This window comes from Catenovulum sediminis (assembly GCF_007289895.1).
Taxonomy (GTDB): Bacteria; Pseudomonadota; Gammaproteobacteria; order Enterobacterales; family Alteromonadaceae; genus Catenovulum; species Catenovulum sediminis.
In genome coordinates, this window is sequence record NZ_CP041660.1 from 2,461,334 (window position 1) to 2,476,091 (window position 14,758).

The 14,758-nt window shown below is 40.0% G+C and carries 13 protein-coding genes and 2 pseudogenes; 12 read left to right on the top strand and 3 right to left on the bottom strand.

All coding sequences use genetic code 11. From position 1 onward, the window contains the following. Positions 1–16 precede the first annotated feature (16 nt). Positions 17–1,051, top strand: a complete 1,035-nt coding sequence (gene pyrC / locus FNT16_RS10135; protein ID WP_143871477.1) for a dihydroorotase — start codon at positions 17–19, stop codon at positions 1,049–1,051. Positions 1,052–1,168: 117 nt separating this feature from the next. Beyond that, a complete protein-coding gene (locus tag FNT16_RS10140) occupies positions 1,169–3,298 on the top strand; it encodes an alpha-amylase family glycosyl hydrolase (RefSeq protein ID WP_143871478.1) in 2,130 nt (709 codons plus the stop codon). 116 nt (positions 3,299–3,414) lie between these two features. Here FNT16_RS10140 and FNT16_RS10145 read toward each other — a convergent pair whose 3' ends face one another. Together FNT16_RS10145 and FNT16_RS10150 are read right to left on the bottom strand one after the other, a co-directional pair. Then, the gene (locus tag FNT16_RS10145; protein ID WP_143871479.1) at positions 3,415–3,783 is read right to left on the bottom strand and encodes a hypothetical protein; all 369 of its coding nucleotides are present in this window, start codon (positions 3,781–3,783) and stop codon (positions 3,415–3,417) included. 17 nt (positions 3,784–3,800) lie between these two features. Further along, positions 3,801–4,094 (bottom strand): hypothetical protein, encoded by a 294-nt coding sequence (locus FNT16_RS10150; protein WP_143871480.1) that lies wholly within the window; start codon positions 4,092–4,094, stop codon positions 3,801–3,803. A gap of 251 nt (positions 4,095–4,345) precedes the next feature. Between FNT16_RS10150 and FNT16_RS10155 the strand changes: the two genes are divergently transcribed. The 3 genes and pseudogenes from FNT16_RS10155 to FNT16_RS10165 all read left to right on the top strand — a co-directional run. Then, a complete protein-coding gene (locus FNT16_RS10155) occupies positions 4,346–5,479 on the top strand; it encodes a hypothetical protein (protein WP_143871481.1) in 1,134 nt (377 codons plus the stop codon). Between the two features lie 21 nt (positions 5,480–5,500). After that, on the top strand, positions 5,501–6,430 hold the full coding sequence (locus FNT16_RS10160; protein ID WP_185976567.1) for a hypothetical protein: 930 nt from the start codon (positions 5,501–5,503) through the stop codon (positions 6,428–6,430). A gap of 51 nt (positions 6,431–6,481) precedes the next feature. Beyond that, positions 6,482–6,727: pseudogene (locus FNT16_RS10165) on the top strand (transposase family protein); the annotation flags it as partial. A 30-nt stretch (positions 6,728–6,757) separates the two neighbouring features. On the opposite strand, the gene FNT16_RS10170 reads toward FNT16_RS10165, so the two are convergent. Further along, a protein-coding gene (locus FNT16_RS10170; RefSeq protein ID WP_143871483.1) for an IS3 family transposase occupies positions 6,758–7,908 on the bottom strand; the annotation gives its coding sequence in 2 pieces (ribosomal slippage) (positions 6,758–7,665 and positions 7,665–7,908; 1,152 coding nt in all). A gap of 59 nt (positions 7,909–7,967) precedes the next feature. Here FNT16_RS10170 and FNT16_RS10175 point away from each other — a divergent pair. From FNT16_RS10175 to FNT16_RS10200, 7 genes and pseudogenes are all read left to right on the top strand, one after another. Further along, positions 7,968–8,831 (top strand): annotated as a pseudogene (locus FNT16_RS10175) (ISAs1 family transposase); the annotation flags it as partial. 288 nt (positions 8,832–9,119) lie between these two features. Continuing rightward, positions 9,120–9,365, top strand: a complete 246-nt coding sequence (locus FNT16_RS10180) for a hypothetical protein (protein WP_143871484.1) — start codon at positions 9,120–9,122, stop codon at positions 9,363–9,365. Then, positions 9,362–10,207 (top strand): hypothetical protein, encoded by an 846-nt coding sequence (locus FNT16_RS10185; protein ID WP_143871485.1) that lies wholly within the window; start codon positions 9,362–9,364, stop codon positions 10,205–10,207. The genes FNT16_RS10180 and FNT16_RS10185 overlap by 4 nt, the downstream gene beginning before the upstream one ends. 17 nt (positions 10,208–10,224) lie before the next feature. Further along, positions 10,225–12,057, top strand: a complete 1,833-nt coding sequence (locus FNT16_RS10190) for an RHS repeat domain-containing protein (protein ID WP_143871486.1) — start codon at positions 10,225–10,227, stop codon at positions 12,055–12,057. Between the two features lie 8 nt (positions 12,058–12,065). Further along, positions 12,066–14,156: an RHS repeat domain-containing protein gene (locus tag FNT16_RS10195; protein ID WP_185976568.1), complete on the top strand. Its 2,091-nt coding sequence runs from the start codon at positions 12,066–12,068 to the stop codon at positions 14,154–14,156. A gap of 76 nt (positions 14,157–14,232) precedes the next feature. Next, a complete protein-coding gene (locus FNT16_RS21005) occupies positions 14,233–14,361 on the top strand; it encodes a hypothetical protein (protein ID WP_281281848.1) in 129 nt (42 codons plus the stop codon). Then, positions 14,345–14,641, top strand: coding sequence for a hypothetical protein (locus FNT16_RS10200; protein ID WP_143871488.1), 297 nt, complete (start codon positions 14,345–14,347; stop codon positions 14,639–14,641). Before FNT16_RS21005 ends, FNT16_RS10200 begins: the two co-directional genes overlap by 17 nt. Positions 14,642–14,758 lie beyond the last annotated feature (117 nt).

The window sequence follows — 14,758 nt, forward strand, 5'->3', positions numbered from 1 at the left end:
CGCAAAAGGTTTTATTATGACTGAATTAACGATTCAAACGCCTGACGACTGGCACTTACACTTTCGTGATGGCGACATGTTGCCGGAAACTGTACCGGCAACTGCGCGATGTTTTCAACGTGCGATTGTCATGCCTAACTTAGTCCCCCCCGTCACAACGGCACAAATGGCATTGGAGTATAAATCCCGCATTTTGGCGGCTAAGCCAGAAAAGAGTTCATTTGAACCCCTTATGACGTTATTTTTAACCAATGATACCAGCATCGAAGATATTAAAGCTGCAAAAGCGGCTGGCATTATTGCCTGCAAATTATATCCCGCGGGTGCAACTACCAATTCATCTGCAGCCGTCAGTGCGCTGGAAGCTATGTACCCGGTTTTTGAAGCTATGGCGGAAGAAGGGATACTATTATTAGTGCATGGTGAAGTGACTCGCTCAGAAGTTGATATTTTCGACCGTGAAAAAGCCTTTATTGACGAACACTTATCAAAAATTGTTGAAAAAGTTGAAAATCTCAAAGTGGTGTTTGAACACATCACCACCAAAGATGCCGCTGATTTTGTAATGCAAGGGCCTGATAGGCTAGCGGCAACGATTACCCCTCAACATTTGCTACTCAATAGAAACGATTTATTGGTAGGCGGTGTAAAACCACATAACTATTGTTTACCCGTGTTAAAACGCAGTACTCATCAACAAGCATTGCGTGATGTGGTTAAAACCGGATCTAAAAAATTCTTTTTAGGAACAGACTCAGCGCCACACGAAAAACATCGCAAAGAATCAGCTTGTGGTTGTGCGGGATGTTATAGTGCTTGGAGTGCAATTGAGTTGTATGCGCAAGTATTTGACGAGTTAGACGCGTTAGATAAGTTTGAAGGTTTTGCAAGTTTACATGGTGCCGATTTTTATGGTCTACCACGTAACAAAGGGACGATTACTTTGGTTAAAGAAAGTTGGCAAATACCCGAACAAATCATCTTACCGAATGGTAACCCAATCGTGCCATTTTATGCAGGGCAAACCATTAACTGGAAGCTGAAAGCTTAATTTAACCTGTATAACTTAGTATGCAGCATTTGATTGAATGCTGCATACGTATGTAGTTGTAAAACAGCAGAAAAAGTCTATAACATCTGAATAACATTCTACTAGGGTTATTCAGCTATGACTTCGTTCAATAAAATTACACAAACTATTTTAGCAGCTGCTACGTTTATCAACATCGCAGCGTGCCAAGATACTAATCAAAATAGCACGACACAAAACGCAGCAAACTCTACATCAAAGTCTGCAACTCAATCCGCTGCGACAGATAAAAGTACTTCATCTGCAGACATTTACGCCGATTATTTGAACCGCGATGTGCGGGATGATATTTTTTATTTTGTCTTACCGGATAGATTTGCAAACGGCGATCCCAGCAACGATCAAGGCTCGGAAGTACATGCCATTTCTCGCGGTGGTTTTGACCCAACACACAAAGGCTATTTCCATGGTGGCGATTTACCCGGTTTAAAACAAAAATTGCCATATTTAAAAGAAATGGGGATTACTGCAATTTGGATGACTCCGATTTTGAGAAACCGAGCGATGCAAGGCAGCAGTTCGGGATATCATGGTTATTGGATTGTAGACTTTACCCAACTAGACCCGCATTTTGGCAGCAATGATGATTTAAAAGACTTAATTGACACCGCACATAGCATGGGGATGAAAGTCTTTTTTGACATTATTACCAACCACACGGCTGATATCATTCGTTACGAAGAATGCCATAATGAGGATGGCAGCCACAAGGATAAAGATAATTACAACTGTAAATATAAGTACATGGAACAATTAGCCGCCGGGGATACTTATACGCCTTTTGTTCCGCCAGAGCAGAAAGAGGTTAAAGTACCGGCATGGTTGAACGATCCTAAATATTACAACAATCAGGGTGACAGCGAATGGCACGGTGAAAGTGCGATTAATGGCGACTTTGCCGGTTTAGATGATTTAAATACTCGTGACCCTAAGGTTGTACAAGGTTTTATTGATATATATAAAGATATCATCACAAAATTCAAACCAGATGGTTTTAGAATCGATACTGTAAAACACGTCGATTTATCTTTTTGGCAAGCATTTTCGCCGGCCATTATGCAACATGCGAAAGATCAAGGTATCCCAAATTTTCACGTGTTTGGTGAAGTCTATGATGGAGACCCTGCGTTTTTAAGCCGATTCACCACGCTTGGAAAAATGCCTGCGATTCTTGATTTTGGTTTTCAGGGCAACGCTGATGCTGTTTTTGCAAATACAGAAAGCCCGACAAAACTGGTTAAATTATTCGATGACGATGATTATTACAATGATGCAGATAGTGCAGCGGATTTACTACTAACCTTTATTGGTAATCATGATATGGGGCGTGTCGGCTTATTTTTAAACAAAAATTTCCCACAGGCCAGTGAAGCAGAAAAAACACAAAGAAGTATTTTAACGCACGCATTAATGTATTTCTCTCGCGGTATCCCTGTTGTTTATTATGGTGATGAACAAGGTTTTACCGGGGATGGTAATGATCAAGATGCGCGGGAAGATATGATGCCATCGGTAACCGACAGCTACAATGACAACAACTTGCTGGGCACTGATAAAACAACGGCGGACGATAATTTTGATCAAACACATCCAATTTATCTAGCATTAGCCGAGTTTGCTGACATCTATAAATCGCACAAAGCGCTGCGTCGTGGTATTCATTTTAATCGTTATGCAGAGCAAAAGTCTGGTATTTACGCATTCTCGCGAGTTGATAAAGATGAAAAAGTAGAATATCTGTTGGCGTTTAATGCGGCCAAGACCGCAAAAACCGTTGAATTAGCCGCGACGGCAAATAGCTATCAGAATATTTATGGGGATCATTCTCCTTTAAAGGCCAATAATGGAAAAATTGAAATTCAGGTTGCTCCACTAAGCTTTGTTATTTACAAAGCAGGTAGTGCAGTCGAGTCGGCAGAGGGGGCTACTTTGGCTTCGTTCACCGCACAGACTGATAGCCGTTCACCAGAGTTTTTAGATGTGCAATATCAGCTATCTGGATTAACCAGTGCATTGCCACTACTTAAAGTAACGACTGAGTACAAAGATCAAAACGGCCAGTTTCAGTTAGCTGCCGAAGATTTTACACCGCCTTATCGAGCTAAAATTGAAGAAGCACTGATTGCTGATGGGTTACAAGGTACGATCAGGGTAACAATAGATAATCTGAATGGTGATACATCTGAGCAAGTAATCAATCTGGATTGATCAGATAGTTAGCAACTTGTATTACGATAACCTAAAACACCGAATATTGATTCGGTGTTTTTTTATTAGTTGCTTTATTCTTGGTTACTTTATTGTCAGTTCGCAATTCAAAAAGTTTAATCAAGGCGAATGGTGGGTTCTTGTCGGCCCGCATTTCCTTTTGATTCTACTTTTTGGGCTGCATCATCTGCCGCATCTACTTGTTTGTTTGCTTGTGTGATGGCCGTTACAGTCGCTGTTGGTGGCGGTAAGGCTTTATTTCGTTCGATGCCATTGGTAGCAGGTGATTTGATGTCTTTTAAGATTTTTTCTAACGCCTCGTTTTGCTGATCAAGTTGTTGTTGTAAAGCGTTAATCCGCTTTTCGGTTTGGCTTTGGCCAAAATACCACAACAATAACGGACGTATTAGCAATAAAAAGCTAATAAACGCCAACACCAGAAATACGATGTTCAGATAAACTTTATGCTCGGCCAACCATTCCATACAATGCAGCTATCTGTTTAAAATTTCATTGCTGTGATGGGATTGTCGATATATTTAAGATCAACTTGGTATTCAGTCTCACCCGCTTTGACAAAGAAAAATGTTTTATCTCTTTTGAATACTTCATGTAGAAAAACATTTTTTATATGTGGCCGTTTTTCAGGTTGCATATCAGTCAGCTCGACAGAGTAACGTGTCACATAAATATTTTTAAATTGTGGCGGCGTGACCAATAACAATTCTTTTTTGTCATCACGTAAAGTAATAGTACTGTTATTTACTGAATAAGTCAGATTGCTATTTTCAAACAAGGATTGTTCTCCCTTCCTGCAGGTGGAACTGTAAAACGTTTCACGAATATAAAGAGTCTAGCGCGGATATCTGAAAGTTACCAAATTACGACACTAATAATTTTGCAATAAGGTATCTCAACTAAAAGGGAAGGGCAAGTACTGATCATAATGTATAAACAATTAAAAGATAATTTGAGAAGTGAAACCGCGCGCACGCTGTGGTTTGTGCTTATACTTGTACTAGTTACAGTGTTGTGGATTCTTATTATATGGTTATGCATTCAAACGCATTAAACAATTATTTGTTTGTTTTGGGGTTTTTTACTCTTTGCACTCTTTGTAATCATTCGTCAGCCTCATCTGCACGTTTTTCAGAAGCGCATGAAAGTAGCGCAGGAAAATTTAGTATAAATAATAGCGGGTTTGCTGAATTTGCCTACAATAATCATCAACTCAATGATAAACGTGGTGAATTAAATGTGTATCTTGATGGCGCTCAGGTTGACGCCAGCATTTGCGCCGAAGTTTTTTTTGACTCAACTCTCGATGAAACCAGTAAAGACTGGTGTGAGTTATTTTTAGCAATCGAACTTAATCATAATCTAACCGTAACTGCAGGACGACAAACCTTGGAGTGGGGGAAGTCTGAATTTTTTTATGTAAATGATTTTGTTGCTAAAGACTGGTATTCGTTTTTTGCTGGGCGCAGTGAAGCTGATATCCCAGCAACAATAGATGCTGTTGTTTTAGCGTGGAATAGTTGGCATAGTTTGGGTACTGCAACGGGCAAGCATCCTGTGTCTATCGAACTGGCCTGGATACCTGCATCAGATGCAAATCTTTCACAAGAAAATGAATATATGCTGCAAATTAAAGGTCAGCAAAAAAATTGGGATTGGGCCGCGTTTGCATACAAAGGCGGGCAAAAAACATCCTTATTTCGAGCATTTGAAACAGTCGAGCAAATTTTACCTATACAGGCTTATGGGCTGAGTTTAGGTTGGAATTTTCAATCTACTCATGTATTTTTTGAGTTTAATCAGCAAATTTTACCAGCAGAAACCAATCAAAGTGCATCTTTAGGATTGCGTCAATCTGTTGCTGCGGGTAAAGCGATGTTTACGACGCAAATTTATATGTCTAATGAGGCTGACAATAATCGCTCTTGGTTAGGGCTGGTGTATCGCGAATTGGCGTTGCCGAGCGCATTTACTTTCTCGGCAGTTTTGTTTAAAAGCTTAAATACAGATGATTTGTTTGTAAAATTAGAGGGCAGATTTGATTTTAACGCGCATTGGCGCATAGAAGCTGGGAGTCATATTTTTAATCAATTTGTTGCAGCACAGGCAGTTGGTATTGATGAAAACCCGTTGTACTGGCTAAGGTTGGGATATCACTTTTAAGGTCTCCGTGAGAGATATAATATGCTGGGAACACTTCAGATGCGTCCAATATTGTTTGCTTTATTGTTTGCCTTAGCGGTTTTATCCATTAGCATCCATTTTAATACACTGGCAAATACGGATAAACTCGAAAATGAAACGACTCGATTGGTTATTGATTTAACCATTGAGCAAGATGTGTATCGAGATTACCTGCGTTTTGTAAAACATCGCAACCCCTTATCTATTCGTAATTTTAAAAACGAGTTTGCGCGCAGAGATGTTGTTGATGCTGTCATTTTGCAGCAGGCTATTGCTTTATCGGGTGAAAAATATCATTTTCGTTTCTCATCTGGTTTTTATGCAAACCGGCGATGGGTTATGTTACAACAAGGGCTTTCAGCTTTGGCGGCAGATACCGTATGGCATTTCCAAGCCAAAGAGATGGAAGAGCAAGTTTTTATATCATCACCCGTGTTGGACAAGAATGAAAATTTCGCTGGCTTGTATACCACCGAAGAAAAGGTTGCGCATCTGCAACGTTATTTACCCCATCGGGTTAGTGAGCTTAAAGCCGTCGTGGCGTCTGACTGGCAACCGGATATTGTAACTCTACACGAACTTGGTTTAAAAAACATATATATGCAATCTTCTTGGGGGGCGATGTTGAGTCACCTTTTTAGCCAACAATCAGATATTCTGCTGGCACCTTTTCCAGCAAATGAGAGTTTGGCTATTAGGACGCCGAAAGGCACTTTATTGCCGCTCACTCAATTTAAAGTACAGTTGCGTGGCAGTCGTCATTTTGTAGTGTCTAAAAATCATCCGCAGGGTGAGCGCATATTTAACGCGCTACAAACGGGCTTGAAAAGCATGCGTGAGCAAGGGTACCTGCAGACGGTTTACCAGCAAGCCGGCGGTTTAAATCATCAAACTAAAAACTGGCAAGTGCAGGGCAAGATCATACTTTAGTTGCTAAATAGCCTCAAAGTATGATCAAATCTAGTTTTTTGGGCTAGAGCCATGTCATTTATAGACCATTTTGAAACACTTGAAGATACGCGTTCACATATCAATAAAAAGCACGAGTTACTTGATGTCATCTTTCTCACCGTTGTTGCAATTCTATCAGGAGCAGAAGGTTGGAAAGACATTAAGCAGTTTGGTGACAATAAAATAGATTGGTTACGTAAATTCAGACGGTTTGAAAATGGTATTCCAGTTGACGATACCATTGCTAGAATAATCAGTACATTAGAACCAACAGCATGATCTGATCCGCTAACTCTGGACACTTAACTAAGCATTATTTTTCAATTCAAAATTCTCTGGGCTTAAATAGCCGAGTGAACTATGCCTTCTTGTTTTGTTATAATCAACTTCAATGTACTCAAAAACAGCTTGTTTCATGGTTTCGCGGTCCATGATTGGCTCGTATTGAATAGCTTCAACCTTCAGTGAATGGAAGAAACTCTCTGCACAAGCGTTGTCCCAGCAGCAAGCTTTGCGGCTCATGCTTTGGATAAGCTGATGTTTTTTAATCAGATCTCGATACGCATGAGAACAATACTGGCTGCCCCTATCACTATGGACGATTACTTTTTTTGGAAAACCACGACGATACAGTGCCATAGTCAACGCGTCACAAGCCAACTGAGCCGTCATTCGATTACTCATCGACCAGCCAATGACAGTACGTGAATACAAATCGATAATCACTGCCAGATATAACCAACCTTCACTTGTCATCAGGTAGGTGATATCACCGACCCATTTTTGGTTAGGGCCCGTGGCATCGAAGTTCTGCTCCAACAGGTTTGGCGCTACAGGAAGCTGGTGATCGCTGTCAGTGGTTGTCTTGAATTTACGCGCTGCTTTTGCCACTAAATTTTGTCTACTCATGCTGTTCATAATCGTTTTTAAGTCTGCGTAATTCCCATCTTCCGCGAGGTCGACTTGAATACGTCGAGCGCCGGAGCGTTCTTTGCTCTGGACAAAAAGAGCTTTGATTTGCTCATCACGGCTTTGCTGTTTGAGTAATCGCGCACTCGGCTCTTTGCTTGACTTTCGCCACGCATAATACCCACTTCGCGTCACACCAAGCACAGTCGCCATTGACTTTAGGCGAAACTGGTGCTGATGTTCTAGCATAAATTCGAATCGGCTTATTTTTGATTCTTCGCGAAGTAGGTGGCCGCCTTTTTTAGGATGGCTAAATCCTCGGCTTGATCAGCCAATTGGCGTTTTAACCTAGCAACTTCAGCTGCAAGCTCGGATTCGCGTTGGCTAATTGTGGACTTTTTCACAGTGGCAGTTCGCCAGCTATAGAGTTGCGATTCATAGATTTTAAGTTGCCTAGCCGCTTCAGCAACACCAACTCGTTCAGCTAGTTTCAGGGCTTCTGCTTTAAATTCAGCGGTGTAAGTCTTGCGGATCTTTTTAGTTGTCATATTCACCTCGTTAAGTCATTTTACTCACTTAGCGTGGTGTCCAAAAGTATTGGATCAGATCAGCACTCTTAACTTGCTTTGTAAGTTGGGTAAATGAAATACGAAGTAGCCAAGGTCAATCAGTTATTAATTTTGACGGAAAAACACTTAGGCATTCATTTGATGGTGACCGAAAAACGGCAATTCACAGCGTGTCAGCTTATGCTGTAGAGCAAGGACTCGTTTTAGCTCAATGTAAATCCTTGGGGAAGAAGAATGAGGTATCCACAGTCATGGAACTCATTGAATTACTCGAAATAAAAGGAAATATCATCACCGCGGATGCAATGCATTGCCTTAAAAAAGTAGCGACAGCAATTGACAAAAAAGGCGGTGATTATGTGCTACAGGTTAAAAATAACCAAAGTAAATTATCTGACGAAATTAAAGCTTACTTTCATAAAGTGCGCAGAGATAATAAAGAGTTAATTGCATCACATACGCATTCGACAACAAACGATGGACATGGTCGAATTGAACAGCGTACATATGTTCAATTACCCGTGTCATCATGGCTAGAACAAAGAAAAGGTTGGGCAAATTTACGCTCAGTAATAGAAGTTACAAGAGTGCGTTATTTAAACGGTAATCAAAGCTCAGAGACGGCATATTACATCAGTTCACTCGATGTTAATTTACCACAGATTGCAAAAACGATAAGAAGCCACTGGGCAATTGAAAATTCATCACATTGGGTATTGGATATGACATTCAAAGAAGATGAATCGAGAATTCGTCGCGGTGATGCCCCTGAAAATATGGCGACTTTTAGACGTTTTGCTATGAATTTAGCCCGTCTAAGCTCGATAAAAGATAGTGTAAAGGGTAAGCTCAAACAAGCTGCATGGTCAGACGATATCAGGCAGAAACTTATATTTGGTTAAAAATCATTCGAGTGATTTTGCCCTGTCAGTTGTTGTAATTCTTGTCTTTAAAAGTTGACACGTTGTCTTTAATTCATATAATGCGTCGTTATCTGGTTAACCAGAAGTCGCATAAATGTTATGGATTTTTTATAAAATGGATTTATCCCACTCTTTTATCTTAAATTCATCTCGTTTTAATTGTTTTTTTAGTGTTTTGTTGTAAGCGCTTACTCAAGGTCACGGATTGAAATATGAAATTCAAATTACCTTTAATCATGTTAGGTATAAGCATCTCATCTGTTGCTTATGCAGAGTCTGAAATTACCCCCCCCTGATAATGTAAAATATATTAAACATGTCAAACCTGAAGTTTATAAAGTTAAATGTGCAGATGGTTCAAAAGGGTTTGTTAATATAGAAGCAGACGCGATATGCGTTTTTGCCAAAGCTAAAGCCGTTAATTTATGTCATTTTAATCAAGTATGGTCAGTAGAGCAGGCTGCTGAATATTTATGTTCACAAATTGATTCTCAAGATGGAGACAGCTTATGAAACATATTTATAAAAGCGTATTAAAGATACTGTTAGTTGCACTTGTTTTACCAACCAATGTTTATGCGGCAGAACTCACCAACTTTGAATCAAACTGGGGGGATTTTTTTGTCGTTCAAGGCAGCTCGCTTAAAAGTTTTACCCGCCGCTCTGGTACAACCTCTTCTTCAAATACTGGCCCGTCGGGTGGCGCAGAAGGCACAGCCTATTATGTTTATTTAGAAACATCATCAGGCTCTGCTTATTACAATGGTGATATGGCTATGCTTGAATCACAAACAACCACAGCAACCACATTGTCATTTTATTACCACATGTATGGTATTGAAATGGGCACGTTAGCGGTTGCTGTATGGGATGGCAGCAGTTGGCAAGAAATTTGGTCAATTAGCGGGCAAAGACACACTAGCATAAACGATGCATGGACACGTAAAGCCCTAGATATTTCAGCTTTTCCAACCGACAAAAAAGTGCGTTTTATTGCAACGGCAGCGGGTGGATACCGTGGAGATATGGCGATAGACCAAATTCGTTTAGACAGTGCTGCTGTGGTGGTGAGATATACCTATGATGCACTGGGGCGCTTAACCTTTTTAACCGACAACATTAATGGCAACAAAGACTACGACATGGATGCAGCGGGCAATCGCATACGCGTGCAAAATGGTGTAGATGATGATGCATCAAATGATGATGATTTTGGAGATACGGGTGGCAGTGAACCAATCTGTTATGCGTATTGGAGTTATATGGGCACAACCATTACCTACGAATGCACCGAGGCGAGCAAACCTTGGGACTCACAAAAAACCTTCTACTGTAATATGCAGTGTGGCAACTAATAATTAAGGGATTAATTGTGAAAATAACTAAACAAATTTTATTATTATTAACTGTGGCTTTTTCTAGCCAAGCAACAGAGCTGCATCATCCACCATTTTCGTTGATGGATAAAAATCACGTCAACATGACCAGTAAACAAGTATCACCATCAGTTACTGATGTGTCTATTGGTGGCAAATATGGTTTAACCCATACCGTCACACCAACTGTCAGTACCTTTGGTTATGATGGTGAATCTTTTGGTTTGATAAATATAGGTGCACCTGACCAATATAAATTTGCCCGCATTATAACTTGGAATGAGTATTTACATAAAGAAGGGTCTACTTCGAGCGGTTGGGTTAAAAAAATAACTGTGGTTACAGATAAAGAAACGGTAGAGTTTTATTACGACCCACCGTATAACGCCATACGTGACCCACGCTACAAATTGGAAAAAACGTCTGAATATTGGAAATTAACTCGTCCCGATGGTACTCAATTGATTTATGATGATTATCCATTAACGAAAATTATCTATCCGAATGGTTTTACTATAGATTTAAATCGACAAGAAGACCGAATTTACAGCATTCAAACCAATACAGGTTTTCAGCTTAAATATGCTTATAACAATGCCACTTCAACGACATTAGATGTGGCAGATAACCCAGAAATTCAGAATCCGAAGGTAGACCCGTACTGGGATAATTATAATCCACAATATATTTATGCGCTTAATAATGCAGAAGAATATTGTGCGCACTCTTCAGCCAGTTGCAGTTTTAGCCAAACTTGGCCAAGAGCAGAGCATATTTGGCCAAATGGCATGCCAAGAGCTATGGCACTAGCAGACTCTGTATTTAAAATTAAAGATGCGGCAGGGCGTATAACCGAATTTCACCACAAGCCGTATGAGCGCTATGATGCAAAAGATGCCAATGGTAACTATCAATTTGCTTGGCCGATATATGCAAGAATTCATAAAATTAAATTTGCTGACGATAAAGCGCCTTCTATTGAATACGACTATGCAAATATTGTTGAATTTGAACCTTCAGCTTATGGTATAGGTAAGTATTTTTCTCAGGATGCCTCATTAAAGAGTGCTACGGTAGGAAGTAAAACTTGGGGGTATGGATATTCAAGTGCTAATTATAAAGGGACACCAGAACATAGTATAGTAGGTGGTCGACCAAGCATGGGAAGTCGAATGAGTGATTACCATGGCGCACCCATTTGGCACTTTGTACCTGAATATGATATTTATTATGGCTGGTCATATAGTGGCCGCATTCAATATATGACAAAAAAAGTCGGTAAAGGCACCATTCACTTTACTTACGACGGCAGGGGTAATGTTGAAACCATCAAAGAAAATAATGTCATCACCCAAACCGCTGTTTATCTAGCGAGCTGCACAGACTCAACCCGCAAAACCTGTAACAAAGCCACCACAGTGACAGATGCCAACGGCAATACAACCTATTACGAATACAATGACCCATCTGGTCAAGTCACCAAAATAACTCATCCACAAGACAAACATGGTATCTCGCCACAAACGCGCTACCAATACCAAGACTATTATGCCAAGGTAAAAAACAGCAGTGGTGCATTGCAAACAGCATCAACCCCGCTGCGTTTACTTCATAAAGAAAGTTTTTGTATTAACAGTGCGTATGTCAATAACAGCTGCAGTGGCAATGATGAAGTTGTCACCACCTACAAATATGAGCATAACAATTTGTTTTTAACCAGTGTGTCGGTTTGGTCGCAACAAGAAAATCAAACCAGAACAACTTGTTATGAATACGACAAGCTCGGAAACCAAATTGGCGAAACCACGGCTAAAGGTAGTTGCAACTAAGGATGTTAATGATGGACAACAAGTTAAAAACAATCTCACAAAAAATAATAGCAGCAATATGCTTATTGCTCTTTAGTGCCAATGTATTTGCCGTGCAGCAAGCGGCCAGTTTTAAAACCGCTAAACGTTACAACTTAATGGGTCAAGTAACAGGGGTTATTTCGCCACAAGAAAATGGGGTTTACCCTGCAATACGCAATACCTATAACAGTGAAGGACTGCTTGCCAAAGTTGAAAGGGGCTTCCTTACTGTGTGGAAAAGTGAAACCATTTCACCTGATTATTGGAATTATTATGGCTCAGGCGATTTTCAGCTCACCCAAGGCATAGAAACGTATGATTACAATACCAGTGGATTGTTAATTGCTACACGCAAATATAACCTAGATGGTGAAATAGTTGCACTAACCGAATATAGCTATGATGCCAATGAGCGCAAAGAATGTGTTGCGGTGCGCATGAACCCAACACAGTTCACGTCTAACTTAGATGCTTGTACTTTAGGTTTAGAGGGGATAGAAGGGCCAGACCGCATTACTAAGTTTACTTATGTTACGGCGTCATTAGATTTAGTTGTTAAAGAAATACGCGCTTATGGGACAGAGCTTGAGCAAGTTTATCGCGAAAATAAATACGATGCGAATTATCGAGTAGAAGGCGTTGCAGATGCGAATGGCAACTACACTAAACTCGAATACAATAGCCAAGATTTATTAGCATACCAATATTTTCCAAGTAAAACGTCAGTTGGTTCTCATAACCCAAATGACTATGAATATTACGAGTATGACAACAATAAAAACCGCACCTTATTGCAAAAGCGTGATGGCAAAATTATTCAGTACCAGCACGATAAACTCAATCGTGTTACTAAAAAAGATTGGCCAAACACAACCAGTTTAGATGTGTATTTCGACTATGATTTACGAGGGTTACAAACCGAGGCGCGTTATGCATCTAATACGGGTATTGGTGTAACCTCTAACTACAACGGCTTTGGTGAATTAACCTCAGAAATTGACAATAGCAGTGGCACCTCATTCACCTTAGGTTATTCTTACGATAAACACAGTAACCGTGAAACCCTAACCTATCCAGATAATAAAACTTTTACTTATCATTACGATGGCCTAGATAGAATTGAATATATCCGTGATAACTATGGTATTAATATCGTTGATACCACATACGATATGGGCGGATTGCCTGAATCTGTAAACAGAGCCAATGGCACCAGTACAGCTTACCAGTTTGATGACCTCGCTCGCTTACAAGGTTTTACGCAAAATTTATCCGGCAGTACAAATGATGTCACGTTTGGTTATGCATTTAACCCAGCAAGCCAAGTGACTCGGTTAGACATTAGCAATTTGGCTTATCACCATACACCAGCCAATGTACAAGACTACTACAAAGTAAATGGTTTAAACCAATACACAGAAGTGGGCGGCCTTAGCTACAATTATGATGATAACGCTAACCTTACCTCTGATGGTAACCGTACTTATGTATACGATGTTGAAAACCGTTTAACACAAATTAAAAATAGCTCTGGCTCGGTACTAGCAACATTTAAATACAACCCAATGGGGCGTTTGTCAGAATACAGTGCCAGTGGCACAACCAGACGTTTTGTTTATGATGGTGATGCACTCATTGCTGAATACAATACCAGTGGGTCAATGCAACAACGCTATGTACATGGTATTGGTGCCGATGTGCCTATACTAAGCTACAATGGCTCAAGTACCAGTAGCAGTAACCGCCAGTTTTTACATGCGAACCACCAAGGTTCGATTATTGCGCATAGTAATTCAACAGGTGGTTTAGCATTTAGCAATAACTATGACGAGTACGGCGTTCCTGATAACAGCAACCAAGGGCTATTTGGTTATACAGGGCAAGTATATTTAAAAGAAGTGGGTTTATTCCACTATAAAGCCAGAGTATATTACCCACAGATAGGGAGATTTTTGCAGACTGACCCAATTGGCTATGAAGATCAGATGAATCTTTATGCTTATGTTGGCAGCGATCCCTTTAACTACAATGACCCATCAGGGAAAATTAAACTAGTAGAGTATCAGCTTACAAAGTAGTACGTCGAGCTGCGAAAAATGGATGGGACTTTAAAAAAGCAGGAAAAAAGAGATACAAGGTTTTGTTGACAATGCAATGACGTTAGCAGATGGCCAATTCACTGCAGATGATGTGATTGCTGCTGTAGATATTATCACTGGATTTGGAAAAGAGTTAGGAGTTATATATAAAATTGCTGGCGATAAACTTGAATCAGGTAAGTGACTATATAGGCAGAGCTGATAATTTAGGTGAAAGGGCATTAAATGCTAAAGATGGAAGAGATAGAGATGGGGCTGAAATTGTAGGGTTTTATAAAAAAGGAGATACAAAAGGTGCTCGAGTTGCAGAACAAAATACTATGAATGATACTGGTGTACCCAAGAAAACATTAGATAATAAAAGGAATGAAATATCCCCTAAAAAGTGGGAAAGGGAAGGTGTTGTCACTGGAACTGTAATATGTACAGGTATGGGATCTGGTAAGAATAGAAGTTGCTCATGAAAAATATTATGAAAAATTTGCTGTCCATATTATTAGAGAAATTATATTTGCAGCTGAGGTAGGTAATACTTAAAGAATGATGCCACTTTATCTTTATTGTAGTTGAAGTGGTAAGGT